General features: G+C 71.8%; 23 protein-coding genes and 1 tRNA gene. 5 read left to right on the top strand and 19 right to left on the bottom strand.

Translation table 11 applies throughout. The annotated features are described in order from the left end of the window. The first annotated feature begins 53 nt into the window (after positions 1-53). A complete protein-coding gene (locus ACZ6BB_RS06485; RefSeq protein ID WP_471614203.1) occupies positions 54-1,451 on the top strand; it encodes a tetratricopeptide repeat protein in 1,398 nt (465 codons plus the stop codon). A 49-nt stretch (positions 1,452-1,500) separates the two neighbouring features. Here ACZ6BB_RS06485 and hppD read toward each other — a convergent pair whose 3' ends face one another. Then, complete coding sequence (gene hppD, locus ACZ6BB_RS06480) at positions 1,501-2,655, bottom strand: 4-hydroxyphenylpyruvate dioxygenase (protein WP_471614202.1); 1,155 nt, start codon at positions 2,653-2,655, stop codon at positions 1,501-1,503. A gap of 122 nt (positions 2,656-2,777) precedes the next feature. On the opposite strand from hppD, the gene ACZ6BB_RS06475 reads away from it, so the two are divergent. Next, positions 2,778-3,290, top strand: a complete 513-nt coding sequence (locus ACZ6BB_RS06475; RefSeq protein ID WP_471614201.1) for an Lrp/AsnC family transcriptional regulator — start codon at positions 2,778-2,780, stop codon at positions 3,288-3,290. 15 nt (positions 3,291-3,305) lie between these two features. Here the strand turns inward: ACZ6BB_RS06475 and ACZ6BB_RS06470 are convergent, their stop codons facing one another. Both ACZ6BB_RS06470 and ACZ6BB_RS06465 read right to left on the bottom strand, forming a co-directional pair. Then, positions 3,306-4,106 (bottom strand): S16 family serine protease, encoded by an 801-nt coding sequence (locus tag ACZ6BB_RS06470; RefSeq protein ID WP_471614200.1) that lies wholly within the window; start codon positions 4,104-4,106, stop codon positions 3,306-3,308. Positions 4,107-4,186: 80 nt separating this feature from the next. Then, positions 4,187-4,663: a MarR family winged helix-turn-helix transcriptional regulator gene (locus ACZ6BB_RS06465; RefSeq protein ID WP_471614199.1), complete on the bottom strand. Its 477-nt coding sequence runs from the start codon at positions 4,661-4,663 to the stop codon at positions 4,187-4,189. A 108-nt stretch (positions 4,664-4,771) separates the two neighbouring features. On the opposite strand from ACZ6BB_RS06465, the gene ACZ6BB_RS06460 reads away from it, so the two are divergent. Then, on the top strand, positions 4,772-5,638 hold the full coding sequence (locus tag ACZ6BB_RS06460) for an alpha/beta fold hydrolase (protein WP_471614198.1): 867 nt from the start codon (positions 4,772-4,774) through the stop codon (positions 5,636-5,638). A 49-nt stretch (positions 5,639-5,687) separates the two neighbouring features. On the opposite strand, the gene ACZ6BB_RS06455 is transcribed toward ACZ6BB_RS06460, so the two are convergent. The 5 genes from ACZ6BB_RS06455 to ACZ6BB_RS06435 all read right to left on the bottom strand — a co-directional run bounded on the left by ACZ6BB_RS06455 (position 5,688) and on the right by ACZ6BB_RS06435 (position 10,682). Further along, complete coding sequence (locus ACZ6BB_RS06455) at positions 5,688-6,329, bottom strand: IclR family transcriptional regulator (RefSeq protein WP_275458136.1); 642 nt, start codon at positions 6,327-6,329, stop codon at positions 5,688-5,690. A gap of 303 nt (positions 6,330-6,632) precedes the next feature. Next, positions 6,633-8,426, bottom strand: coding sequence for a DEAD/DEAH box helicase (locus ACZ6BB_RS06450; RefSeq protein WP_471614197.1), 1,794 nt, complete (start codon positions 8,424-8,426; stop codon positions 6,633-6,635). Positions 8,427-8,585: 159 nt separating this feature from the next. After that, entirely contained in the window at positions 8,586-8,972 is a 387-nt protein-coding gene (locus ACZ6BB_RS06445; protein WP_471614196.1) for a type II toxin-antitoxin system death-on-curing family toxin, read from the bottom strand. Then, positions 8,972-9,169: an Arc family DNA-binding protein gene (locus ACZ6BB_RS06440; RefSeq protein ID WP_013003224.1), complete on the bottom strand. Its 198-nt coding sequence runs from the start codon at positions 9,167-9,169 to the stop codon at positions 8,972-8,974. Before ACZ6BB_RS06440 ends, ACZ6BB_RS06445 begins: the two co-directional genes overlap by 1 nt. Positions 9,170-9,215: 46 nt before the next feature. After that, the gene (locus tag ACZ6BB_RS06435) at positions 9,216-10,682 is read right to left on the bottom strand and encodes an MFS transporter (RefSeq protein ID WP_471614195.1); all 1,467 of its coding nucleotides are present in this window, start codon (positions 10,680-10,682) and stop codon (positions 9,216-9,218) included. A 211-nt stretch (positions 10,683-10,893) separates the two neighbouring features. Between ACZ6BB_RS06435 and ACZ6BB_RS06430 the strand changes: the two genes are divergently transcribed. Then, positions 10,894-10,968 (top strand) — tRNA-Cys (locus tag ACZ6BB_RS06430). A 58-nt stretch (positions 10,969-11,026) separates the two neighbouring features. Here ACZ6BB_RS06430 and ACZ6BB_RS06425 read toward each other — a convergent pair. From ACZ6BB_RS06425 to ACZ6BB_RS06380, 10 genes are all read right to left on the bottom strand, one after another. Continuing rightward, the gene (locus ACZ6BB_RS06425) at positions 11,027-11,629 is read right to left on the bottom strand and encodes an SUKH-4 family immunity protein (protein WP_471614194.1); all 603 of its coding nucleotides are present in this window, start codon (positions 11,627-11,629) and stop codon (positions 11,027-11,029) included. Positions 11,630-11,796: 167 nt separating this feature from the next. After that, complete coding sequence (locus ACZ6BB_RS06420; protein WP_471614193.1) at positions 11,797-14,112, bottom strand: xanthine dehydrogenase family protein molybdopterin-binding subunit; 2,316 nt, start codon at positions 14,110-14,112, stop codon at positions 11,797-11,799. Further along, complete coding sequence (locus ACZ6BB_RS06415; RefSeq protein ID WP_471614192.1) at positions 14,109-16,019, bottom strand: (2Fe-2S)-binding protein; 1,911 nt, start codon at positions 16,017-16,019, stop codon at positions 14,109-14,111. The genes ACZ6BB_RS06420 and ACZ6BB_RS06415 overlap by 4 nt, the downstream gene beginning before the upstream one ends. Next, entirely contained in the window at positions 16,016-16,909 is an 894-nt protein-coding gene (locus tag ACZ6BB_RS06410) for an FAD binding domain-containing protein (RefSeq protein ID WP_471614191.1), read from the bottom strand. The genes ACZ6BB_RS06415 and ACZ6BB_RS06410 overlap by 4 nt, the downstream gene beginning before the upstream one ends. Before the next feature lie 288 nt (positions 16,910-17,197). Next, the gene (locus tag ACZ6BB_RS06405; protein ID WP_471614190.1) at positions 17,198-18,823 is read right to left on the bottom strand and encodes a beta-N-acetylhexosaminidase; all 1,626 of its coding nucleotides are present in this window, start codon (positions 18,821-18,823) and stop codon (positions 17,198-17,200) included. 154 nt (positions 18,824-18,977) lie between these two features. After that, positions 18,978-19,820, bottom strand: coding sequence for a carbohydrate ABC transporter permease (locus ACZ6BB_RS06400; RefSeq protein WP_471614189.1), 843 nt, complete (start codon positions 19,818-19,820; stop codon positions 18,978-18,980). Then, on the bottom strand, positions 19,817-20,797 hold the full coding sequence (locus ACZ6BB_RS06395; RefSeq protein WP_471614188.1) for a carbohydrate ABC transporter permease: 981 nt from the start codon (positions 20,795-20,797) through the stop codon (positions 19,817-19,819). Before ACZ6BB_RS06395 ends, ACZ6BB_RS06400 begins: the two co-directional genes overlap by 4 nt. Continuing rightward, a complete protein-coding gene (locus ACZ6BB_RS06390; RefSeq protein ID WP_471614187.1) occupies positions 20,775-22,076 on the bottom strand; it encodes an extracellular solute-binding protein in 1,302 nt (433 codons plus the stop codon). Before ACZ6BB_RS06390 ends, ACZ6BB_RS06395 begins: the two co-directional genes overlap by 23 nt. A 251-nt stretch (positions 22,077-22,327) precedes the next feature. Beyond that, positions 22,328-22,612 (bottom strand): DUF3039 domain-containing protein, encoded by a 285-nt coding sequence (locus tag ACZ6BB_RS06385; RefSeq protein WP_471614186.1) that lies wholly within the window; start codon positions 22,610-22,612, stop codon positions 22,328-22,330. A 28-nt stretch (positions 22,613-22,640) separates the two neighbouring features. Continuing rightward, positions 22,641-23,213, bottom strand: a complete 573-nt coding sequence (locus ACZ6BB_RS06380) for a YqgE/AlgH family protein (RefSeq protein WP_471614185.1) — start codon at positions 23,211-23,213, stop codon at positions 22,641-22,643. 309 nt (positions 23,214-23,522) lie between these two features. On the opposite strand from ACZ6BB_RS06380, the gene murA reads away from it, so the two are divergent. Next, the gene (murA, locus tag ACZ6BB_RS06375; RefSeq protein ID WP_059081202.1) at positions 23,523-24,869 is read left to right on the top strand and encodes a UDP-N-acetylglucosamine 1-carboxyvinyltransferase; all 1,347 of its coding nucleotides are present in this window, start codon (positions 23,523-23,525) and stop codon (positions 24,867-24,869) included. A 178-nt stretch (positions 24,870-25,047) separates the two neighbouring features. Here murA and ACZ6BB_RS06370 read toward each other — a convergent pair whose 3' ends face one another. Further along, positions 25,048-25,329: an HU family DNA-binding protein gene (locus ACZ6BB_RS06370; RefSeq protein ID WP_005486790.1), complete on the bottom strand. Its 282-nt coding sequence runs from the start codon at positions 25,327-25,329 to the stop codon at positions 25,048-25,050. Positions 25,330-25,486 lie beyond the last annotated feature (157 nt).

Genomic DNA, 25,486 nt, shown 5'->3' with positions numbered 1-25,486 from the left:
CGAGGCTTCCGGGGTACGGGATGTGGTCGTCGTATTGACGCACAGTGAGCGGCATGTCTGTGGAGAACGAGGTGCGGGCGGCGCTGCGCCGGGTCGGCGGATGGGTACGGGGGCCGGGGCGGGGACGCGGAGTGGCGGCGGCTCTCGTCGGGTGCCTGGTGCTCGGGACTGTGCTGATGGGGGTGGAGCCGGACGGGGACGGCAGCGGGGGCACGCGGGCCACCCGGGTGGTGGGTGCGGCCGGGCCCGGGGCGCGGCGGACGGGGGCGGCGATGGTGGCCGGGATGCCCGTCGCGCTGCCCGAGGTCGCGGCGGCCGTCCGGGAACGCGAGGCCCGGGTGCGCGCCCGTCCGCGTGACGACGCCTCGTGGGCGGTGCTCGGCGTGGCGTACACCGAGCGGGCCCGGCGGACCGGCCGGGTCGCCGACTATCCGAAGGCCGAACGGGCCCTGCGCACCTCGCTGCGGCTGCGGCCCGCCGGGAACACGGCCGCCCTCGAAGGGCTGGCCGCCCTCGCGAACGCCCGCCGCGACTTCCGGGCGGCGAAACGCTGGGGCGAGGAGGCCGTTCGGGTGTCGCCGGCGCGCTGGACCTCGTACGCGCTGCTCATCGACGCGTACGACGGGCTCGGCCGGTACAAGGCGGCCCGCGCGACCCTGGACCGGATGCTCGCCGCGCACTCCGGGCCGGCGGCACGGGCGCGGGCCGCGCAGGTCTACTGGGACCGGGGGGCGCGCGAGGACGCGGCGGCGGCGCTCTCGGACGCGGCGGCCTCGGAGACGACGGCCGCGGGGCCGACGGCCGCGGGTGCCCTCTGGTGGACGCGGGCCGGCGAGCTGGCGTGGGAGCGGGGGGAGGCGGAGGAGTCGCTGCGGTACTGCGCGGGCGCGCGCGGCGAGCCGGACGCCGACGCCTGCCGGGGGCGGGCGTTGGCCGCGCTGGGGCGCACGGCGGAGGGTGTGCGCGCCTACCGGGCGGCGCTGTCGCGGCGGCCGTCGGCGCGGGTCGCGCTGCGGCTGGGCGAACTGTACGAGTCGCTGGGGCGGACGAGGGAGGCGCGCGAACAGTACGGCGTGGTGCGTGCGCTGGTGACGCGGTCCGCCGCGGCCGGGGTGAACGAGGCGCTGGTCCTGGGCGCGCTGGAGGCGGACCACGGGAATCCCCAGGTGGCGGTGCGGGTGCTCCGCGCGGAGTGGGGGCGGCAGCCGAGTACCGGGGTGGCCGACGCGCTGGGGTGGGCGTTGCACCGGGCCGGGGCGGACGAGGAGGCCCTGGTGTTCGCGCGGCGGGCGACGGACCGGGCGCGGGGCGGCGAGGTGCGCAGTGCGGTCCGCGCGCATCACCGGGGGGTGATCGAACAGGCGCTGGGGCTGGAGGCACCGGCGCGGCGGCACCTGGCGGAGGCGCGGCGGTTGAACCCGTACGTCTCGGTGGGCGGGCGTCTCGCGTGAGGGGGCGGGGAGTTCGCACCCGAACCCCCGACCCCTGAGGCGCGCGCCCTCACAAGTTGCCGCGCTTCTCCTGCTCCCTCTCGATCGCCTCGAACAGCGCCTTGAAGTTGCCCTTCCCGAAGCCCATCGACCCGTGCCGCTCGATGATCTCGAAGAAGACCGTCGGCCGGTCCTGGACCGGCTTGGTGAAGATCTGCAGCAGATACCCGTCCTCGTCCCGGTCCGCGAGGATCTTGAGTTCGCGCAGGGTGTCGACGGGGACCCGGGTGTCGCCGACCCACTCCCCGAGCGTGTCGTAGTACGAGTCGGGTGTGTTCAGGAACTCGACCCCGGCCGCCCGCATCGTCCGTACGGTCCGCACGATGTCGTTGGTGTTGAGCGCGATGTGCTGGACGCCCGCACCGCCGTAGAACTCCAGGTACTCGTCGATCTGTGACTTCTTCTTGGCGACGGCGGGCTCGTTGATCGGGAACTTGACCTTCAGGGTGCCGTCCGCGACGACCTTCGACATCAGCGCGCTGTACTCGGTGGCGATGTCGTCGCCCACGAACTCCTTCATGTTCGTGAAGCCCATGACCCGGTTGTAGAACTCCACCCACTCGTTCATGCGCCCGAGTTCGACGTTGCCGACGCAGTGGTCGATGGCCTGGAAGGTGCGGTGGGCGGGCGGCTCGACGATGGGGTCGGCGGCGACGTAGCCGGGGAGGTACGGGCCGTCGTAGCCGGAGCGGTCCACGAGGGTGTGCCGGGTCGTGCCGTAGGTGGCGATCGCGGCCAGCACGACCGTGCCGTGCTCGTCCTTCACCTCGTACGGCTCGGCGACGGAACGCGCGCCGTGCTCGATGGCGTAGGCGTACGCGCGGCGGGCGTCCGGAACCTCGATGGCGAGGTCGACGACGCCGTCCCCGTGCTCGGCGACGTGCTCGGCGAGGAAGTGGCCCCAGGGGGTGGTGGGTTTCACGACCGAGGTGAGGACGAAGCGGGCCGAGCCGTTCTCCAGGACGTAGCTCGCCGTCTCGCGGCTGCCGGTCTCGGGGCCGGCGTAGGCGACGAGACGCATGCCGAAGGCGGTGGAGTAGAAGTGAGCGGCCTGCTTGGCGTTGCCCACGGCGAAGACGACCGCGTCCATTCCCTTGACCGGGAAGGGGTCTGCCTGCCGGGCGGTGTCGGGGACGCGCTGTGTGTGCGCGGAGGTGGCTGCCATGGCCGCAGACTCCTCCCGTATCCACAAGGTGCGCAACACATCGCGTTTTGGCTGGACAATCTGTTCAATAGAGAGGGCAGGTCTCTGCTTGTTCTGTACAGGGTGACCATCCGGGAGGGCCGATGGCGATCGATCATCTGGACGGGCGGCTCATAGTCCTGCTCGCGCGCGAGCCGCGGATCGGGGTGCTGGAGATGTCACGGCGCCTGGGGGTCGCGCGGGGCACGGTGCAGGCACGGCTCGACCGGCTCCAGTCGAACGGGGTCATCCGCGGCTTCGGGCCCGAGGTCGACCCGGCAGCACTCGGCTACCCGGTGACGGCGTTCGCGACGCTGCAGATCAGACAGGGGCAGGGCGCCGACGTACGGGCCCATCTGGCGACCGTCCCGGAGGTGCTGGAGCTGCACACGACGACCGGCAGCGGGGACATGCTGTGCCGGCTCGTGGCCCGTTCCAACGCCGATCTGCAGCGGGTGATCGACCGGGTCGTCGGCTTCGACGGCATCGTCCGGGCGGCCACGGCGATCGTCATGGAGAACGCCGTCCCGCTGCGGATCATCCCGCTGGTGGAGCAGGCGGCGCACCGGACGGCTCCGGACCCGGCGGTGACGGAGGGACCCGGGCGGAACGGGTGAGGGCCGGCCCCTCGGTCAGCAGCTCGGGACCTTGCCCTTGCCCGTCTCCAGCGCCACAAGCGAGCCGACCGCGCCCTTCAGCGTGGTCACGGGAATGAGCCGCAGCCCCTCGGGCAGTTCGCTCTGCGCGTCGGCGCACTCGGCCCTGGGGACGAGGAAGACGGTCGCACCGTCGCGGCGGGCCGCCTGGGTCTTCAGCGCGACCCCGCCGACGGGACCGACCCGCCCGTCGGTGGCGATGGTCCCCGTGCCGGCGATGACCCGGCCGCCCGTGAGGTCGCCCCCGCTGCCGTCGCCGTCGAGCTTGTCGACGATGCCGAGGGAGAACAGCAGCCCCGCGCTGGGGCCGCCGACATCGGCGAGCCGCAGGGTGACGTCGATGTCGCCGGAGTCCTCGCCGAGGTAGGCGAGCGCCGCCTCGGTGGCCGTGTCCTGGGACTCCTTCATCTCGGCCTGGTTGTGCTTCTGGATCTGCTCGGTGGTGTCGCCGCTGGGGTAGACCGCGTCGCGCGGCATGACGGCCTGGTCCGTGCGGAACCAGCCGTCGAGCACGTCACCGAGTCCGACACGGGCGTCCGGGCCCGTCGCCTCGATCGTCGTCATCCGCAGCTGGCCGCTGGTCCTCCGGGCCTCCGCGCCGCTGATCGTGATCACCGGCTCCCCCTTGTTCTCGCCCAGCACGTTCGCCGTCATCCCCGGCTGCGCCACGGAGAACGGCAACGGCGCGAACGCCACCGTGACGAGCAGCCCCGCCACGGGCAGGGCGCATACGGCTACGGCCACGGGACGCGAAAGGAGGGAGAGACGTGAGAGCACGGGGTCAATCTACGTGAGGGGCGGTTCCGGCCAGGGGGCGGTGGCACCCGGGGCCCGGGGAGGGCACGGGGCCGGTGCCCTCAGTTGACGTCCACGTCCTCGAAGAGTCCGAGGAGATGCGTCAGCACCCGTACACAGGCGTCGACGTCGGCGCCCGTCAGATCGCCGCCCGCCTGCCGCAGCAGCCCGCGCTCCCGGGCGACCAGTGCGTCGATGGTCGCCCGGCCGGTGTCGGTCAGCCGGATCAGGGAGGACCGCTGGTGCGCCGGGTTCGCGATGGCCTCGACGAGGTCCCGGCCGGCCGCCTCGTTGACCATGCGCTGCACGAACTGCCTGCTCAGCGCCAGCGTCCGGCCCATCTGGGGCACGGTCATGGGGCGTCCGCCCATGCGCAGCAGCTCCAGCACGGCCCGTACGCCGACGGGGAACCCCTCCTTGCGTTCCTTCAGCTCCAGCGCGCGGGTCGTCCGCCGGTAGAGGGGGCCGAGGACGGCGAACACCTCGGACAGCCGCCCGGCGAGCAGATCGGGCGGCAGCGGCTCATCGTTCTCTGTCACGGGCCCATTCTCCGTTCTTGGTCACGCGGGCGGTCACGCTCGGGCTCCACCACGAGCAGAATGACAACCTGGTTGTCACTTCCTCCCCAACATGACACCCTGGTTGTCATGACCGATGCCTCGCAGGTACCCCTGCGCACATTCCCCTCCGACGACGGCCCGCTCGCCTACCAGGACGTGGGCACGGGCGCCCCGCTCGTGCTGCTGCACGGCGGCTTCACGGACCACCGCATGTGGCGCGACCTGGTGCCCGCCCTGGCGGCCGGCCACCGCGTCATCGCGCCGGACGCCCGGGGGCACGGCGCCTCCGCCAACGCGAGCGGGCCGTTCCGGTTCACCGACGACCTCGCCGCGCTGCTGCGCCACCTGGACACGGGCCCGGCCGTCCTGGTCGGCCTGTCGATGGGCGGCGGCATCGCCGTCGACACGGCACTGGAGCACCCCGACCTCGTACGCGCCCTCGTCGTCAGCGGCGTCGGGACCAGCGAGCCCGAGTTCACCGACCCGTGGACCAAGGACAGCACCGCCCGGTACTACGGCGCGCTGATGTCGGGGGACATCGAAGGGTGGCTCGACATCGCCGGCGAGGTCGTGGCGGGCCCGCATCGCAAGGTCGAGGACGTGGACCCCGAGATCGTGCGGCGCGTACGGGAGATGAGCCGCGCCACCGCGGCCAAGCACACCCTCGGCGAGACGGACTGGAACGTCCCGGTGACCGACACCTGGGCCCGCGCCACCACCATCACCGTGCCCACCCTCGCCGTCAACGGCGCCCTGGACGCCCCCGACCTCATCGCCATGGCCGAGCGCCTGACCAGGACGGTCGCGGGCGAGGGCCGGGCCGTCTCCATCGAGGACACCGCGCACTACGTCAACATGGAGAAGCCGGACGCCTTCACCGCCCACCTGCTGGACTGGCTCGGCTCACTGGACGGCCGAGTCGACGGAACCGAGGAAGCCGGCCGAACCCGCTGAACCGGGCGGCCGGTCGAGACGGCGGGGAGGCGCGCGTCACCGCAGCGCGTCACCGCAGCGCGTCGGCCACCTCTCGGGCCGCGTCCATGACACGCGGCCCGACCCGCTCCGGCACCGCGTCCGCCAGCATGACGACCCCCACGCTGCCCTCGACCCCGGACACCCCGAGCAGGGGCGCGGCGGCCCCGCTGGCGCCGGCCTCCAGCTCACCGTGCGTGAGCGCGTACCCGGGCCAGTCCCCCGGCTGCTGCCGGCCGGACAGGATCGCCCGCCCCGCGGCCCCCCGGTCCAGCGAGTGCCGGAAGCCGGCCCGGTACGCCACGTGGTAGTCCGTCCATGTCGGCTCGACGACGGCGACGGCCAACGCCTCGGTCCCGTCGACGAGCGTGAGATGGGCGGTCGCGCCTATGTCCTCGGCCAGCGACCGCAGCGCGGGCAGCGCGGCCTCCCGCACCAACGGATGCACCTGCCGCCCGAGCCGCAGCACGCCCAGCCCGACCCGGGCGCGTCCGCCGAGGTCACGGCGTACGAGGGAGTGCTGCTCCAGGGTGGCGAGCAGGCGGTAGACGACGGTTCGGTTGACCCCGAGCTTGTTGGACAGCTCGGTGACGGTCAGTCCGTGATCGGTGTCGGCCAGCAGCTTGAGGACACGCAGTCCCCGGTCGAGTGTCTGAGAGGTCTCCGCGGTCACGACACCCACTCCTTCTTGGGTGAGGCGGCAACCCCTGTCACGGCTGATGCGTCACCGGTCCCGTCGGCGCCGCGCCACAGAGGCCGCCGATCGGCTGAACCCGGATCATCCGGGCAAAGTCGCTTCACGGCTGCGCTCCGCGGCGGCGCTGCCACGGGGCGTATGCGTAGCGGGACAGTAGACGAGCCGGTTCGCTGAGCGGAAGACTCCGTCCAGAATCCGGGCAGTGACCGGTACGGACTACTTGTATTTGTTGTGAAATGTGCGGGCGCGTCACGCGGGCCACGGCGCGCACGCTCCGGATCACTTCATCCGGGTGGCCCACTCCTGCACCTTGGCGATGCGCTGCCGCAGCTGCCCGGCCGTGGCCTCGGCGCTCGGCGGTCCGCCGCACACCCGCCGCACCTCGGTGTGGATGACGCCGTGCGGCTTGCCGCACTGATGGGAGTACGCGCCGACCATGCCGTTGAGCTGTTTGCGCAGCTCCAGCAGCTCCTTGTGGGTGACGACGGGCCGCCGGTCGGCGGGCAGCTCCACCAGGTCGGCCTCGGAGTCCGGCTTCTTGCGGCTGTGCGCGATCTGCCGCGCCTGCCGCTTCTGGAGCAGCAACTGCACCTGGTCCGGCTCCAGCAGACCCGGGATGCCGAGGTAGTCCTGCTCCTCCTCGCTGCCGGGATGGGCCTGCATACCGAACTCGGCGCCGTTGTACATGACCCGGTCGAACACGGCGTCCGACTCCAGCGCCTCGAACGGCAGCATGTCCTGGTCGCCGGTGTCCTCGTCCTGCTCCCGCTCCGCCTCCGCGAGGAGCTTGTCCTCCTCGGCGTACGGGTCCTCCTCGCCCTCCTTCTTCGGCTTGTCGAGGGCGTGGTCCCGCTCCACCTCCATCTCGTTGGCGAAGGTGAGCAGGTCGGGGATGGTCGGCAGGAACACGGACGCGGTCTCGCCGCGCCGCCGGGACCGTACGAAACGTCCGACGGCCTGGGCGAAGAAGAGCGGGGTGGAGATGGTGGTGGCGTAGACGCCCACGGCCAGCCGGGGCACGTCGACGCCCTCGGACACCATCCGCACGGCGACCATCCAGCGGTCGGTGCCGTGACTGAACTCGTCGATACGGTTCGAGGCGCCGGAGTCGTCGGAGAGGACGACCGTCGCGCTCGTCCCGGTGATCTCACGGATCAGCTTGGCGTAGGCGCGGGCGGAGTCCTGGTCGGTGGCGATGACGAGGGCACCGGCGTCCGGGATGGCCTTCCTGACCTCGGTGAGCCGCTGGTCGGCGGCGCGCAGCACGCTCGGCATCCACTCGCCGCGCGGATCGAGGGCCGTACGCCAGGCCTGGCTGACCGCGTCCTTGGTCATGGGTTCGCCGAGGCGGGCCTCGATCTCGTCGCCCGCCTTGGTCCGCCAGCGCATGTTGCCGCTGTAGGAGAGGAAGATGACGGGCCGCACGACGTTGTCGGCGAGCGCGTTGCCGTAGCCGTAGGTGTAGTCGGCGGACGACCGCCGGATCCCGTCCGCCCCCTCCTCGTACGTCACGAAGGGGATGGGGTTGGTGTCCGAGCGGAAGGGCGTGCCGGTGAGCGCGAGCCGCCGGGTGGCGGGCTCGAACGCCTCCAGGCATGCCTCGCCCCAGGACTTGCTGTCACCGGCGTGGTGGATCTCGTCGAGGATGACGAGGGTCTTGCGCTGCTCGCTGCGGTTGCGGTGCAGCATGGGCCGTACGCCCACACCCGCGTACGTGACCGCGACGCCGTCGTACTCCTTGCTGAGCGGCCCCGCGCTGTACTCCGGGTCCAGCTTGATCCCTATGCGTGCCGCGGCCTCGGCCCACTGCTTCTTCAGGTGCTCGGTGGGCGCCACGACCGTCACCTGCTGCACGACGTGGTGGTGCAACAGCCAGGACGCGAGCGTCAGCGCGAAGGTCGTCTTCCCGGCACCCGGGGTCGCGACCGCGAGGAAGTCCCGCGGCTGCTCCTGGATGTACCTGTCCATCGCCCCTTGCTGCCAGGCACGCAGCTTGCTGGCCGTGCCCCATGGCGCGCGGCCGGGGAAGGCGGGAGAGAGGTGGTGGTTCGAGGAGGTGGCGGTGGTAGTCACGGTCTCCGGTCTGGGGGTCGAGCGGCAGGCGGGTAGCCCCGGACGACTCGCGCAGCGACGCGGACACCCCGGCTACGTATGACAACCGGGCCACCCTACCGGCGGCGGTACCGCGTCAACGCGCGTACGACGCCGGAGCACAGCGGGATGGGACCCACTTCACATCGCCTCGTGCAGCCCCCTCAGTCGCCGGGCGATCATGCCGACTTCCTCAAGGCTTCCGGCGGCCACTTCGATGACGAGCTTGTAGGACTCGTCCTGGTCGACATGGAGCATCTCGGTACCGTTGAAGTCGAGGAAGACGACAGTGCACATCCACGCCATACGTTTGTTGCCGTCGACCAAGGGGCGATTGACGGCGAGCGACTGAAGCAGTCCCGCAGCCTTCTCGAAAAGGTCCGTGTACGCCTCCACGCCGAACATCTGGGACTGCGGACGATGGACAGCGGAGCTGAGCAGACCCAGGTCACGCACGGCAACCCGCGTCTGCTCTCCACACGCCAGCTCCGCCAGGTCCAGAACCTCCTGGACCGTCAGGTACTTCACTACTCCCCCAGCCTGCGCAGCAGATCGGCGTGGCCCGCCGCATACTTGGCCCCCAAGCGGCGCACCGTGGCCCGGTCGGCCTCCTGCTCCAGATACCGATCGATCGCCTGAAGCACTATGGCGTGCATGCTGCGCCCCTCCTCCTCGGCCCGCAGCTTGAGCGCTTCCTGCTGGTCGTCTCGCAGACGAAGATTCATAGCCATACCACCTTGGTACCACCATCGGTACCAAGGTGGTACCAATTCATGAGTCCCGCAGCCGCGTGGTCACCCACGCCCCCACCAGTGCCACCCCCGCCATCGGCAGGAACACCGCGACGAAGGCCGCCGGGTGGGAGGCGGCGCCGGCGGTCGTGGTGGCCGTGTGGCCGACCGCGCCGCCGCCCAGCGCGGCGAAAGCGGCGCCGCCCGCCGCGAGGAGCAGCGCGTTGGTGAGACCGTCGGAGATCTGGAGCGCGGCGGAGTTGGTCCCCGCCTCCTCCGGCGCGGACAGCTGCAGCAGAAGAACGCTGGTGGAGGAGATGACGAGCCCCATCCCGAAGCAGCCGAAGGCCCACGCGACGGCCACGGTCCACACCGGGACCGATTCGGCCAGCACTCCTGGCAGCGTGGTGATCGCCGCCGCGACCAGCAGCATCCCCGCCGTCATCAGCCGCTCCCGGTACGGCTCCACCCGCGACCGTGCCTGCACCCAGGACCCCAGCGCCCAGGTCGCCCCGCCCGCCGCGAGCGAGAACCCCGCGAGCGTCGGCGACAGCCCCCGCTGGGTGACCAGCATCAACGGCACGAACGACTCGGCCGCCACGAACGACCCCGCCGCGACCCCGCGCAGCAGCACCACCGACGGCAGCCCCCGCACCGCCCGGTACGTCCCGCGCGGCAGCAGCCCCAGCACCGCGGGCACGAGCAGCCCGGCCCCCGCGGCCGCCGACAGGACCGACCACCACCGCAGGTCCTGGGCCGCGTACTGCAGCAGCCCGGCGCCGAGCGAGATGGCGAGGGCGAGCCGGATGCGGCGGCCGCCGAAGGCGGAGCCGGCGGGCCGCGCCGCTCCCGCCGTGCGCACCGGCCCGGAGGCCCTGCGCCGTATCTGCGGCAGCGCGAGCCCGAGCGGCAGGACGACGAGCACCGGAATACCCAGGAACACCCAGCGCCAGCCCAGCTGTTCGGTCACCGCGCCCGAGGCGAGCGGGCCGACCACGGACGGGACGACCCAGCTCGCCGCGAAGGCCGCCATGATCGACGGCCGCAGCCGCTCCGGGTACGCGCGTCCGACCACCACGTACAGCGCGACGATCACCAGCCCGCCGCCGAGCCCCTGCACGGCCCGCCCGAGGACGAACAGCCACATCACCCCGGCGGTCCCGGACAGCACCAGGCCCGCGGCGAAGGCGCCGATCCCCGCCGTCAGCGCCCCCAACGGCCCCCGGTGGTCCGCCCACTGGCCCGCCAGCACCATCCCGAACAGGCTCGTCGTGAAGTACGCCGAGAACGCGAACCCGTACGCCGGGATCCCATCCAGTTCCCGCGCCGCGACCGGCATGGCCGTACCGACCGCCATGGCCTCGAAGGCGATCAGCAGCACGACCGACACGATCCCGATACTGAGGCCCCGGTAGGAACGGCTCAGCACACTGTCCGCGCCCTCGGGACCGGTGGGCGGGGCGGGGTTCAGCGTGACGCCCGTGTCACGCGCTTCGGAGTCGGCCATGCCCGCCAGCGTAAGGGGCACCACCGACATACGCCCCTGTCCGGAGTCCCCCACCGCCTGGGACCTTGGTCGTACGCCCCCCGTTCATGAACGGCGTGTGGCAGTCCCGTTGCAGCGCCCCCGGTTCCCTTGAGTCCCCGCCCGGGCCCCGCCTACGGTCTACTCATCGAGTTCGGAGCGGCAGCCACCACGACTGTGACGCTCACGACCCGACCGTGTGCCCGAGTGGTTCAGGGACTCGCCTGCAAAGCGAGTTACGTGGGTTCGAATCCCGCCGCGGTCTCCAGCCCGGTGTGACGGCCGACCGCTTCCAGCGGTCGGCCGTCTTCGTGTGGCCGGTGGGCTCAGAGGTCCGCGCAGGCCCTGTTGCGCAGGGTCTCCACCCAGCAGCCCGTGGCCGTTCCCTCGTGCTTCTCGCGGTGGAGGAGCCAGAGGGTGAAGGCCAGGGTGGAGATGTCGGCGTGGAGGGGGCAGAGGGTCGCCTCGGTCTCGCTCCAGTTGAGGATCGCACCGGTGGTGCCGTCGACGACGAGGCTGCTGCCCTCGACGAAGTGGCCCAGGCGGATCAAGTGGGCGGCCCTGTCCGGGAGTCGGCCGGAACCGGCGGGCCGGCCGGCGTCCGCCAGGTACTCGGCGAGCGTCGGCAGCGGGATGTCCGTGTCGAGTTGGAAGAAGCCGTGGTCCTCGGGCAGGCCCATGTCCCGCAGGAAGCGGCGGGTCGGCTCGTGGGTGAGGGTGGCCGGGAAGTCGAAGTCCTCGAAGCGCCACACTCTGCTCTGGCCGAACTCCTCGTCCAGCAGCCGCGCGGGCAGGTCCAGCGCCAGTCCGGAGCGCGTGGCCGGCCGCCCGGTCAGCGCCGCCAGGTCGTGCAGATCGTTCAGGTCGTGCAGATCGTTCAGGTCGTTCAGGTCCGTCAGGCCCATTGTCCCCATCGTCATTGTGCTCATGGCTCCCCCCGGCACATGGTTCGCGGTGTGCGTCCCCCGTGGGGATCACGCGCCGCCGAGCGGTCGTCGTCCCCACTGTCGAGAACCATACGCCGCCCCACCGACAACGCCCGACGTACACGCGAACACGCGTCCCAGGGGCCCTGCCGGGGCTCGCCCGCGCGACCCTAGGTCGCCGTCACCACCGCGGCCTGCGGCCGGATCGGCAGCCGGTTCACGGGACGTCCGGTGGCCGCCCGGACGGCCGCCGCGATGGCCGCCGGAGACGTGACCACCGGCACCGCACTGGCCGCCTTCGCGCCGAAGGGGGCGACGACGTCCCGTTCCTCCACCAGTTTGACGATCTGGATGTCGGGGGCGTCCAGGGCGGTCGGCAGGGCGTAACCGGTGAGGTCGGGGTGGCGGATGAGGCCCCGGGGGGTGCGGAGGTTCTCCGTGAGGGCCACGCCCACCCCCTGGGTGACTCCGGCCTCGATGCGTGCGGCGAGCTGTGCCGGGTGGAGGATCCGGCCGACGTCCTGGGCGACGGCCAGTTCCACGACGCGTACGGAGCCGAGTTCGATGTCGACGTCCACGACCGCGCGGATCGCGCAGAACGCCAGGCCCACGAACGCGTCGCCCTGGCCGGCCTCGTCCAGCGGCTCGGTGGGGTGCGGGCGGCACTGGGCGGTGGCCCACAGCTCCTTGCCGTCCATCGCCTCCGCGACCGTGGTCGACAGGACACCGTCGTACGACGTGATCTTGCCGTCGGTGATCTGCAGCAGTTCCGTGGACATGCCGAACTTGTGGGCCAGGGGCTGCAGCAGCTGGGTGCGGACCATCTTGGCCGCCCGTTCCACCGCGCCGCCCGAGACCCAGGTGTGGCGGCCCCGGCAGCTCGGGCCGGCCGGAGGCTGGTCGGTGTCGACCTGGGCGATGTGGACCTCGTCGATGCCCAGGGTCTCCTGGACGATCTGCCGGGCAAGGGTGGAGAAGCCCTGCCCGGTGTCGACGGCCGCGCACAGCACGGTCGCGATGCCGTCGTGGACCTTCACGGTGGCCGTGGAGACCTCGTCCGCGCCCTCGGCGCCGAGCATGTGGACCATGCCGAGGCCGTAGCCGACGCCCCGCCGGACGGCACCGGGCTCGCCCGCGCCCTCGGGGCCGCCCGGGAGCAGCCACTCGTCCTCGGGGGTGTCCTTGGGCAGCGCCGGGAGCGGGAACTCCTGGACCGCCTGGAGGAGTTCGGCGACCGGGGCCGGGCAGGTCACGGACTGGCCCGTCGGCAGCACGTCGCCCGTGGACATCACGTTGCGCATGCGCAGTTCCGCCGGGTCGATGCCCAGCTTCTTCGCCAGCTTGTCCATCTGCGCCTCGTACGCGGCGCACACCTGCATCGCGCCCTCGCCGCGCACATGGCCCGACGGCGGGTTGTTGGTGCGGACCGCCCAGCCCTCGATGAAGGCGTTGGGGACGACGTACGGGCCGCAGGCGAACGAGACGGCGGCGGCCAGCGCCTCCGAGGAGGTGTCGGCGTACGCGCCCGCGTCCAGCAGGATCTGCGCCTCGACCTTGACGATCCTGCCCTCGGCGTCCGCGTGGTGGCGGTAGCGCAGCAGGGTGGGGTGCCGGTGGGCGTGGCCGAGGAAGGACTCCTCGCGGGTGGCCGTCAGCTTGACCGGGCAGCCCGTCTTCAGGGCCAGCAGGCCGAGCGGGAGCTGGAAGCCCTGGTCCTCGCGGTCGGCGGTGGCGCCGGGGACACCGGTGACGACGATCTTGACGCGGTCGGGGGCCAGGCCGTAGCAGGCGGCGGCCGCGTCGCGGTCGGTGTGCGGGTCGGTGGAGGCCACGTACAGCTCGACGCCGCCGTCGGGGCGGGGCACGGCGAGACCGGCCTCGGCGCCGATGGGGGCGGGGTCCGCGCGGCCGATGCGGTACTGGCCCTCGACGACGACCTCGCCGGCCGCGTTCGGGTCGCCGTGGCGCAGCGGGATGTGTCGGATGAGGTTGCCGTCGGGGTGCAGGGGCTCGGCCTCGAAAGCCTGCTCCGGGTCGATCACCGGGTCGAGCACCTCGTACTCGACGATGACGGCGGCGGCGGCCATCCGCGCGGTGTCCGGGTGGTCGGCGGCGACGGCCGCGATGGGCTCGCCGTGGTGGCGGACGACCTCGGAGGCGAACAGGGGCCGGTCGGCCTTGCCCCGGCCGTGCAGGGCGACGCCCGGCACGTCCTCGTGGGTGACGACGGCCCGCACGCCGGGCATCTCGCGCGCGTGGGACGTGTCGATGGACACGATGCGCGCGTGCGGGTGCGGGGAGCGGAGCACGGCGGCCCACAGCAGGCCCTCGGCCCACAGGTCGGCCGCGTACGGGAAGGTGCCCTCGGACTTGGCGCGGGAGTCGGCGGACGGCAGGGACACGCCCAGGCCGTGCGGCACCGGCTCGGGGGCGGCCGCGGCCTCGCCGGGGCCCGCGGGCGTCGCGATGACGGTTTCGTTGCTCACGCCTGGCCTCCGTCCTGGCCGAACGACCGGCCCTGACCGCCGTACGAGTCGTCCTGACCGCCGTACGAGTCGTCCTGGCCGCCGTACGAGTCGTCCTGGCCGCCGTACGAGTCGTCCTGGCCGCCGAGGGACTGGCCGCCGAAGTTCTGGCCCTGGCCGCCGTAGGTGCCGCTCTGACCGGCGAAGTTCTGGCCCTGCCCGCCGTAGGTGTCGCCCTGGCCGGCGAAGTTCTGCCCCTGGCCGCCGTACGTGTCGCCCTGGCCGGCGAAGGACTGGCCCTGGCCGCCGTACGAGTCGTCCGGGGCGGTGAACGACAACCCCTGGCCGCCGTAGGACCGGTCGGGGTCGTGCGGCGCCGGCGGGGGTGTGTTCCGGGAGTCGAACGCGGCCGTGTTGACGCCGCCGGCGCCGGGGCCCGCCTGGTGCGGGATGCGTGCCTCGTCGGTGTCCGCGGCGGCGGCCTCGTTCGCGGCGGCCGAGTGCGCCTCGCGTTCGGCGACGACGTCACGGACGGCCGCCAGGACGCCCCGGTAGCCGGAGCAGCGGCAGAGGTTGCCGCACAGCGCCTGGCGGGTCTCCAGGTCGGTGGGGGCGGGGTTGCCCTCCAGGAGGTCGTGCACGGTCATCGCCATGCCGGGCACGCAGAACCCGCACTGGACGGCACCGCACCGGGCGAGGGCCCGCTGCACGTCGGAGGGCTGCCCGTCGGCGGCGAGGCCCTCGACGGTACGTACCTCGCTGCCCGCGGCGGTGACGCCGGGGACCAGGCAGGACGCCACGAGCCGGCCGTCGACCTGCACGTTGCAGGCGCCGCACTCACCTTGCGAGCAGCCGTCCTTGGCGCCCGCGAGGCCGAGCCGCTCGCGCAGCACGTAGAGCAGGGACTCGCCGATCCAGGCGTCGCTGACGGGCCGCTCGGTGCCGTTGACGCGCAGGACGTAGGAGGCGAGGGGGTGGTCGTCGTGCGGGGGCGGGGCCGGAGCGGGTTCGTCGGCGGACGGCTCCGCGTCGCCCTCGGTGTCCGCCCCGGGGGCCGTCTCCGGCGCCTCGGGTCGATCGGGTGCGCCCTCGGTCCCGTCGGGGGCCTCGGCGTCGGCGTGCGCCTCGGCCTCGACCGGCTCAGCGGGGTCCTGGGCGGCCTCCGGGGACGGCCCGGCGGTCTCGGAAGCCGTGTCGGCGTACGCCTCCCCAGAGGCCGTCGAGGGCTTCCCGTCGGCTTCCTGGGCGACGCCCGTCGCGCTCTCCCCCGGCGTTCCGTCCTCGGCCGCGCGTTCCTCGGCCGGGTGTTCCTCGGGGCGGGCCGGGGGCGGCGCGGTCCACGCCGTGCCGATCTCCTCGGTGGCCCAGGGCGCGGCGGCGCCGCCGGGCAGCGTGGCGGGCGGAGTGCCGCCCCACTGCTCGACGAGGGCCGAGGTGCTGAACTCCCCGGATTCGTCCGGAAGGTCACCACCCGCGACCGGAATCGACCACTCGCCCGTCACATCGTGACCGGGAGCGGCCCCTTCCTGCGCGGCAGGCTCCTCGAACGTCCACTGCCCGGTCGAGGCGGGGTTGTACGTGAACCCGTCCTGGGCCGGCGGCTGCGGCTGCCCGGCGTTCGGGTCGTGCCACTCGGCACCCCCGGCCGGCATCGCCCACGTACCCGGGACGGACGGGTCGGTCCCGGCGGTGTGCGCCGTGTCGACGGTGTTGACGGGGTTGACGGGGTTTGCCGCTATCTGCGGCGGGACGTAGCCGTGCCCGGGCGCGGCCAGCGGACTGTCGGCGGCGAGCAGCGCGTCGATGCCCCCCTCGGGGAGCTGCACGAACGTCGTGGCGCCGTCGTCGTAGTCACCCTGCGGCAGCCGCTCCCAGCCGCCCTGGCTCCCCTGCTGCGGGGTGCCTTCTCCGTGCTGGTCGTCGGTCACGACAGTGCCCTCCCCAGTGCTCGTCGGGCCAGCGCGGCGACGGTGCGCCGCAGATGCAGTACGGCGGGCGGAAGTGGTGCCACGGTGCCGTCGACCTCGGGGGCCGGGTCGGGGATGCAGGCGGCGGCGACGTACTCGCCGAAGGCATGCAGCGCCTCGGGCACGAGGGTGCGCTCGCCGTCCCAGTCGATCAACTGGCCGACCCAGGTCTCGGCGTCCAGGGGCCGCAGCGGCATCGGCGCTATGGCCCCGACGGCGCACCGCACCCCGCGCCGGGCGGGGTCGAGGACGAGGGCGACGGAGGCGACCGCGCGGCCGGGGCCGGTGCGGCCGGTGGCCTTCAGGAAGACCTGCGGCGCGTGCAGCAGCGGCACGCGCACGAAGCCGATGAGTTCACCGGGCCGCAACATCTCCATGCCGGCCAGCAGGTGCGAGACAGGCATCTCGCGCCGGACCCCGCCCGGGCCCGCGATGATCAGCGTGGCCTCCAGGGCGGCCAGCACGGGCAGCGCGTCCCCGGTAGGGGCGGCCGTCGCGATGTTGCCGCCGAGGGTGCCGGCGTTGCGGATCTGCGGTGGTCCGGCGGCGCGCGCGGCGGCGGCGAGCGCCGGAATGAGCGCCGCGAAGTCCGGGCGCCCCATCCGGGCGTGCGTCAGTCCCGCCCCCAGGAGAGCGTGTCCGTCCTGGTACTGCCAGCCGCGGATCTCGCTGATCCTGCCGAGCCCGACCAGCGCGGCGGGCCTGAGCTGCCCGGAGTTGACCGCGGCCATGAGGTCCGTGCCGCCCGCCACCGGAACCGCCCAGGGCATGGCGGAGAGAGCCGCCACGGCCTCGTCGAGCGAGCCGGGCAGGGTCACGGCCTGCGCCGCCTGCGGTGCGTGCGTGGTCAAACCGGATGCCCCTTCCCGCTGGCCCCACCTGGTCCGCCTGTGTTGCCGTACGGTACGTGCTGACAGGGCGGACGTGGCAACTCTGGCACATTCTCGCGAGGCCCGAACGCGGGGGTCCGCCACGAGGCATTCGCCCACCTCACCCGAGAGATGGTCCGTTTTGGAACGGCATCACCCATAAGTACGCATTGCCACTTACGTTGCCCCTCACTCCCCTTGCGCCTCTTGTTCCCCGGGAGGCCACCGTCGCAGGGCACGCGCTTTCGGTCCCCCGGGTTCGCGGTCGTCTCACACGTTCGGGGGCGTCCCCTCGATCGGACGTCCGAGCACGCCGGGCCGCCGCTGCCACGGACGCGGGCCCGAAGGCGGCCGATAACCGACCCCCAGGGCGTCGAGCCGCCGGTAGTGCGCCGCCATCCGGCGCTCGAAATCGGCGAAGTCGCGCTCGGCGGGGGCGGGGAGCCGGCTCCAGGCCACCTCGGCGAAGGCCGCCAGCCGCGGGAAGGTCTGGTAGTCCACGCGGGCGGTGTCCTCCATCGTCTCGGTCCACACGTTGGCCTGGGTGCCGAGCACGTGCCGGGCCTCGTCGGGCGTCAACTCCGGTGGCACCGGCTCGAACCGGAAGACGTCCTCCAGGGTGCGCACGTAGCCGATGGGCACCGGCTCGTCGGGCCCGCCGTCCTGACGGTGGTCCAGATACACCTGCTGCTCGGGGCACATCACCACGTCGTGGCCGGCGCGGGCCGCCGTGATGCCGCCCGCGTAGCCCCGCCAGGACGACACGGCCGCCCCCGGCGCGAGGCCGCCCTGAAGGATCTCGTCCCATCCGATCAGGCGACGCCCGCGCGCGGTCAGCCAGTTGTCGAAGTGCCGGACGAACCACGACTGCAGGGCGTCCTCGTCCGCGAGCCCCAGTTCCCGGATGCGGGCCTGCGCGGTGGCCGACCCGCGCCACTGGTCCTTGGGGCACTCGTCACCGCCGATGTGCACGAAGGGCGAGGGGAACAGCTCCAGGATCTCCTCGAACACCCCCTCGTAGAAGCGCAGGGTGCTGTCGGTGGGGGCGAGGACGTTCGTGCTGATGCCCCAGGTGTCCCAGACGGTGAGGGCGGCCGTGTCGACGACGTCGGTGTTGCCGAGTTCCGGATACGCGGCGATGGCGGCCTGGCTGTGTCCGGGGACGTCGATCTCGGGGACGACGGTGATGTGCCGCGCGGCCGCGTAGGCGACGATCTCGCGGACGTCGTCCTTCGAGTAGTGACCTCCGTGCGGTTTCTCCTCCCACAGCGGTGACGCGCGGTGGCCGAATCTGGTGCGCGCCCGCCAGGAGCCGACCTCCGTCAGCCTCGGGTACCGCTCGATCTCGATGCGCCAGCCCTGGTCGTCCGTCAGGTGGAGGTGGAGGACGTTGAGTTTGTGCGCGGCCATCAGGTCCACGTAGCGCAGGACCTGGTCCTTGGGGAGGAAGTGACGGGCGACGTCGAGCATGAGGCCGCGCCAGGCGAAGCGGGGAGCGTCCTGCACGGTCTGGTGCGGGATGCCGTAGGTGACCCCGGGGCGCACCGGGGCGCGCCGGAACGCCTCGGGACCCAGGAGCTGGCGCAGGGTCTGGGCGCCCCAGAAGACACCCGCCGGGCCGCCGCCGCGGATCTCGACGCCCCGGCCGGCGACGACCCCGAGCCGGTACGCCTCCGGCTCCAGGCCGTCGTCGAGGCACAGGCGCACGGCGTGGCGGGCGTCCTCGGGGCCGGGCGGCAGCGACAGCCCGAGGGCGGCGCCGACGGTCGAGCGCAGCCAGCGGGCCGTGTCCTCGGTGCCCGGCGCCGCCCACAGGGTGGTGTCCTCGTCGAGCGGTACACCGCAGCGCATGAGGCCCTCGACGGCCAGGGGCGCCGGAATCAGGTCGGTTCTCATCCGGTCGGTTCCTGTCCGGTCGGCTCTTGTCCGGTCGGTTCTCGTCCGGTCGGTTCTCGTCCGGTCGGCTCTTGTCCGGTCGGCTCTTGTCTGGTCGGTTCTCGTCCGGTCGGCTCCTGCCCGGTCGGTAGTCATCGGGTCCGTCCGCGTCACGTCAGTCCTTGACCGCGCCGGCCAGTCCGGAGACCAGCCGTCGCTGTACGAGTACGAAGAAGACCAGCACCGGGACGGTCATCACCGTGGAGCCCGCCATCACGCCGCCCCAGTCCGGTTCCTCGGGTTCGAAGAACACCAGCAGGGCCATCGGCAGCGTCGATCGGGACGTGTCGCTGATGATGAACGACTTGGCGAACAGGAAGTCATTCCAGGCCGAGATGAAGGAGAAGACGCTGGTGGCCACCAGTCCCGGGAGGACGAGCGGGAAGAGGATCTGCCAGACGAACCGGGACCGGCTCGCCCCGTCGAGCTGGGCGGCCTCCTCCAGCGCCTCGGGGACGGCCTTCACGAATCCGCGCAGCATCCAGATCGCGAACGGCAGCGAGAACGCGATGTGGGGCAGGATCAGCGCGCCCAGGGTGTTGAGCTGGCCGAGGTCCCGCATCTGGAAGAAGAGCGGAATGGTGAGCGCCTCGACGGGCACCGTCTGGGCCACCAGGAACATGATCAGCAGGGTGGTCCGGAATCGGAAACGGAAACGGGTGACCGCCGTCGCCGCGAGAAACGCGATCAGCGCGGAGATCACCACCACCGTGCAGGCGACGACAAGGCTGTTGAGGAAGTACCGGCCGAATTCCTGTTGCCCGAAGACACGGCGGAAGGAATCCAGGGTCGGCGCGAGGGTCCAGGGCCGGGGCTCCGCCGACTCGATCTCACCCGCCGGCCTGACCGCGCTCAACACCATCCAGTACAGCGGAAACGCCACCACGGCCGCGATGACCAGCGCCGACACCTCGGCAGCGAGCCGCAGGGGCCGCCGCGGGAATGCCCGTGAATTCACTGCTCCTCCCCCTGCGCGCGCAGCAGTCGCACATAAACCAGGGTGACGGCCAGCAGAATCACCAGCATCACCACTCCGATCGCCGAACCGAGGCCGTACTGGGAGGACGCGAAGGCCTTCTGGTAGGCATACACGTTCAGGACGAGGTTCTGGCCCGCGATACCGCCACCGTTCGTCATCACATAGATCTGGGTGAAGACCTTGAAGTCCCAGATGATCGACTGAATGGTGACGACGACGAGGATCGGCCGCAGCATCGGCGCGAGGACGGACCGCCAGATCCGCCACTGCGAGGCGCCGTCCAGGGCCGCGGCCTCCAGGATCTCGGCGGGTACGGAGCGGATGCCCGCGTAGACGGTCACCATCACGAACGGGAAGGAGCACCACACCACTTCGAGCAGAACGAGGAGGAAGGCGCTGTACCGCCCGTAGGTCCAGGAGTGGTCGCCCAGCCCGAGCACCCGGTTGACCGGGCCGAAGTCCGGGTCGAACAGCAGCAGCCACACCGTGGAGCCGGTGACCGCGGGGGTCGCCCACGCCCCGAGCGCCGCCAGCATCAGCGCGAGCCGCGGCACGGCCCGTACTCGTGTCAGCAGCACGGCGAGCGCACACCCGACGGCGAGCGTGGACACCACGCACGCCGCCGCGAACACGACGGTGGCAAGCAACACCTGCCGGAACTCGGAGTCCCCGAACAGCTCCGCGTAGTTCCCGACCCCTTGGAAGGTGGCCGGTTCTCCTCCACTGACCTGCGCCTGGGTGTACTCGAAGAGCGATATCAGCCCGAGCTGACCGATCGGGTAGAGCAGCAACCCCCCAAGGACGACAAGCGCGGGGGCGAGATAGAGCCAAGGGGTGGCGCCCCCATGGGGGCGCGGGGAACTGCGCGACAAGCCATGACGAACCCGCACTCGCCCACGCACCGCACCCCCCGCTCCCGTAGGCGCCCCCGGCTCAACCGGCGGAGCCGAACGCATCGTTCATCTGCTCCGCCGCGTCCTTCGACGCCTCGGCCACGTCCTTCTTGCCGCTGACGATCTCCTGGAACATCGTCGGCAGCACCAGCGAGGCGTCGATCTGCGCCCAGGCCGGGGAGGCGGGCACGAACTTCGTCCCGGAGGAGAGCGTCTTGACGAAGGGTTCGACGAACGGCTCCCTCTCGGCCGCCGCGGCCCGTACGTCGGTGTACGTCGGCAGGAAGCCCATCGCGTCGAAGAGTTCGCTCTGGGTCTTCTTGGACGCCAGCCGCTTCATCAGGTCGACGGCGAGGGTGCGGTGCGTGGTGCTCTTCAGGACGCCGACGTTGTTGCCGCCCGCGAACGCCGGCGCCACCGAACCGGGCTTCACCCCCGGCAGCGGTACGACGGCGTACTTGCCCTTGACCTTGCCGGCCTCCACCGCCGCGTGGCTGAAGTCACCGCCGATCGCCATGCCCGCCTTGCCGGCCGCGAACGCGGTGACCGTGTCGTTGCCGCCCATGCCCGCGCACTTGGCGGCGGGGCAGTTGTCGTCGCCGAAGAGCGAGGTGTACGCCTCGATGCCCTTGCGGGCGGCCGGGCTGTCGATCGTGGCCGCGTACGAGCCGCCCTTGCCCTCGGCTATCTCGCCACCGCCCGCCCACACGAACGGCATCGCGCCGTAGGTGTAGGCGCCGCCGACGACGATCCCGTACAGGTCCGGCTCGGCGGCGCGGACGCGCTTGGCCGTGGTGGCCAGTTCGGCCAGGGACTTCGGGGCGTCCAGGTTCAGTCGCTCGAAGACGTCGGTGCGGTAGTAGAGCGCGCGGACGCCCACGAAGAAGGGCGCCCCGTAGATCTTCCCCTCGACCGTCACGGAGGTTCTGGCGGTCGGGTCGGAGTCCCTGGCGTCGGACCAGTCGTTGAACTCCCGGCTGACGTCGGCGAGTCCGCCGTCCTTCACATAGCCGGCGGTGTCGGTGTTGCCGTACTCGATGAGGTCGGGGGCGCTCTTGGGGTCGTTGAAGGCGGCCTTGACGCGCTGGGCACGGCTCTCGACGGGGATGTACTCGATCTTCACCTCGGCGCCGTCGTGCGCTTTCTCGAAAGCGGCCACCACCTTGTCGACGACCTGCCGCTTCGGCTCGTTGTTCACCTCCTGGAAGAGCCAGACCCGGAGGGTGCCGGTCTTCTCGTCCTTCCCGGAGGAGGAGTTGTCGGAGGTCTGGGGGACGCAGGCGGTCAGTCCGGCGAGGGCCAGGGCCGCGACGGGCACGACGAGTCGGGTGGCGAGCCTCATGAAGCTGTTCCTCCGGAGGGGGGAGCGGAGTGTTGCATTCTCTGCAACGGGCGTTCTGCTCTACACAACACACCGGAGGCTATGGAGTACATGAACATGACCACAAGAGGTCTCGACCACCTTGTGATCCGAAAGCAGCGCTCCGCGGGGAGGAGCGGAGCCGCGGCACGACAAAGCCCGGAGGCACCCGGACGGCACAGGGCGCGGCCCATGCCGTTCGTACGGGTACCTCCGAGCCGGTCGCGCCCGTGTTACTTCTTGCCGTCGCCGCCCTGGTCGTCGCCGCCCGCACCGAGGGACTCGAAGATCTCCTTGCACATGGGGCACACGGGATACTTCTTCGGGTCACGGCCCGGGACCCACACCTTGCCGCACAACGCCACGACGGGCGTGCCGTCGAGGGCGCTCGCCATGATCTTGTCCTTCTGGACGTAGTGGGCGAAGCGCTCGTGGTCGCCGTCGCCGTGCGACGTCTGCGGCGTCGGCTCGACGAGGGTCCCCGTACCAGTACCGCGCTCGGGCTCAAGAGTGCTCATGACGCAAGGGTACTGAAGCGCACGGGCATCAGTTGAGCGAAGGGTCGTCCGGGTAGGTGGCCACCATCGCGAGTTCGCTGCGCTGGCGGCGCAGGACCTCCCGCCAGAGTCTTTCCGGGCAGGGCGAGGAGACGTCGCCGGGTTCGGACTCGACGACGTACCAGGCGCCCTCCGCCAGCTCGTCCTCCAGCTGGCCGGGCCCCCAGCCGGCGTACCCGGCGAAGATGCGCAGCGAGCCGAGCGCGGAGGCGAGCAGCTCCGGCGGGGCCTCCAGGTCGACGAGGCCGATCGCGCCGTGCACCCGCCGCCAGCCGAGCGGGGTCCGGTCCACGGAACCGCCGCCGGGGATCACCGCGACCCCCAGCGCCGAGTCCAGCTGCACCGGACCGCCCTGGAAGACGACCCCCGGTTCGCCGGCGAGTTCCGCCCAGCCCTCCAGGATGTCGCCGACGCCCACCGGGGTCGGCCGGTTGAGGACCACGCCGAGCGAGCCCTTCTCGTCGTGGTCGAGGAGCAGCACGACAGCGCGGTCGAAGTTCGGGTCCGCCAGGGCGGGAGTGGCCACGAGCAGCCGCCCTGTGAGCGAGGACACCTCGGTCATGCCAGACATGATCCCGCATCCTGCCCCCGCGCGGGGAGCCAATGGCAGCTGCGGAGTGCGCGCAGCTCACGGCGGGGGGAGGCAAGAGGCGCGTACGGCCGGCGTGGTGACCCCGTGTGGCCGGTGATGAACGGTTCGTGTTGTGGCGAATCCATGACGTGGCTGAGAAGTCCCTGGGCTTACGGAAGGGGGGTGGGCGGCGATTACGCTAGCTCTCCGGCCCACGCCGCGCCGGCCCCGCACCACGGGTCCACCGGCCGTCCGTCCACGCCGGAAAGCCTCTGCCCAACTCCACGGAACGCGAGATCCATGACCGTCAACGGCTCTGACGACGTACTGCTTGTACACGGCGGCACCCCGCTCAGTGGCGAGATCCGTGTCCGCGGTGCGAAGAACCTCGTACCCAAGGCCATGGTCGCCGCGCTGCTCGGCAGCGGTCCGAGCCGGCTGCGCAACGTGCCCGACATCCGCGACGTACGGGTCGTGCGCGGGCTGTTGCAGCTGCATGGCGTAACGGTCCGCCCGGGTGACGAGCCGGGCGAGCTGGTGATGGACCCGACGAACGTGGAGAGCGCGAACGTCGCCGACATCGACGCCCACGCGGGCTCGTCGCGTATCCCGATCCTGTTCTGCGGTCCGCTGCTGCACCGGCTCGGCCACGCCTTCATCCCCGGTCTCGGCGGCTGCGACATCGGCGGCCGGCCCATCGACTTCCACTTCGAGGTGCTGCGGCAGTTCGGCGCGAAGATCGAGAAGCGCGAGGACGGACAGTACCTGGAGGCGCCCCGGCGGCTGCGCGGTACGAAGATCCAGCTGCCGTACCCGTCGGTGGGCGCGACCGAGCAGGTGCTGCTCACGGCCGTCCTCGCGGAGGGCGTGACGGAACTCGCGAACGCGGCGATCGAGCCGGAGATCGAGGACCTCATCTGCGTCCTGCAGAAGATGGGCGCCATCATCGCGATGGACACCGACCGCACGATCCGCATCACCGGTGTGGACTCGCTCGGCGGCTACAACCACAAGGCGCTCCCGGACCGCCTGGAGGCCGCCTCCTGGGCGTCCGCCGCGCTGGCGACGGAAGGCGACATCTACGTCCGCGGCGCCCAGCAGCGCTCGATGATGACGTTCCTGAACACCTACCGCAAGGTGGGCGGTGCCTTCGAGATCGACGACGAGGGCATCCGCTTCTGGCACCCGGGCGGCCAGCTGAAGTCGATCGCGCTGGAGACGGACGTCCACCCCGGCTTCCAGACCGACTGGCAGCAGCCCCTGGTGGTGGCGCTGACGCAGGCCACGGGTCTGTCGATCATCCACGAGACGGTCTACGAGTCCCGCCTCGGCTTCACCTCCGCGCTGAACCAGATGGGTGCGCACATCCAGCTCTACCGCGAGTGCCTCGGCGGCTCGAACTGCCGCTTCGGCCAGCGCAACTTCCTGCACTCGGCGGTCGTCTCCGGCCCCACCCGGCTGCAGGGCGCCGACCTGGTCATCCCCGACCTCCGCGGCGGCTTCTCGTACCTCATCGCGGCGCTGGCGGCCCAGGGCACGTCCCGGGTCCACGGCATCGAGCTGATCAACCGCGGTTACGAGAACTTCATGGAGAAGCTCATGGAGCTGGGAGCCAAGGTCGAGCTGCCGGGCAAGGCTCTCGGCTGAGCCGCGCCCCTGAGAAGCAAGGGGCGCAGCCCCTGCTTCTCAGGGGCGCGGGGAACTGCGCGACCAGCCACGACGTACCCGCAGCCGTACGCCCACGCAGATGGGGGCGGCACCTGGAAGACCAGGTGCCGCCCCCATCAGGCGTTCCACACCATCCCTCGTGGGACGGACGGCAAGGTTACTTGCCCTTCGCCGCTTCCTTGAGCTTGCTGCCCGCGGAGACCTTCACGCTGTAGCCGGCCGGGATCTGGATCGGGTCGCCGGTCTGCGGGTTACGAGCGGTACGAGCGGCACGGTGGGTGCGCTCGAAGGTCAGGAAGCCGGGGATGGTGACCTTCTCGTCGCCCTTGGCGACGATGTCGCCGACGACCTCGGCGAACGCGGCCAGCACGGCGTCGGCGTCCTTACGGGTCACCTCGGCGCGGTCGGCCAGGGCGGCCACCAGCTCACTGCGGTTCATGTTGTTACTCCCGTGTTCTTCTTGCCGTTGAGGCGGACCCGGGTCCGTCGTCAGACCCTCGCGCCCAGAAACGCATCCTGCACTCACCTGCGGCGGGAAAGCCAATCCAGCACCCCTGGGAGTCACACGAACACCCCTGGGAGTCACATGGACACCC

The sequence above is a fragment of the Streptomyces sp. NPDC041108 genome (assembly GCF_055592645.1).
The sequence above is the reverse complement of the archived record's forward strand: the minus strand, read 5'-3'. Positions and strand labels throughout refer to the sequence as shown.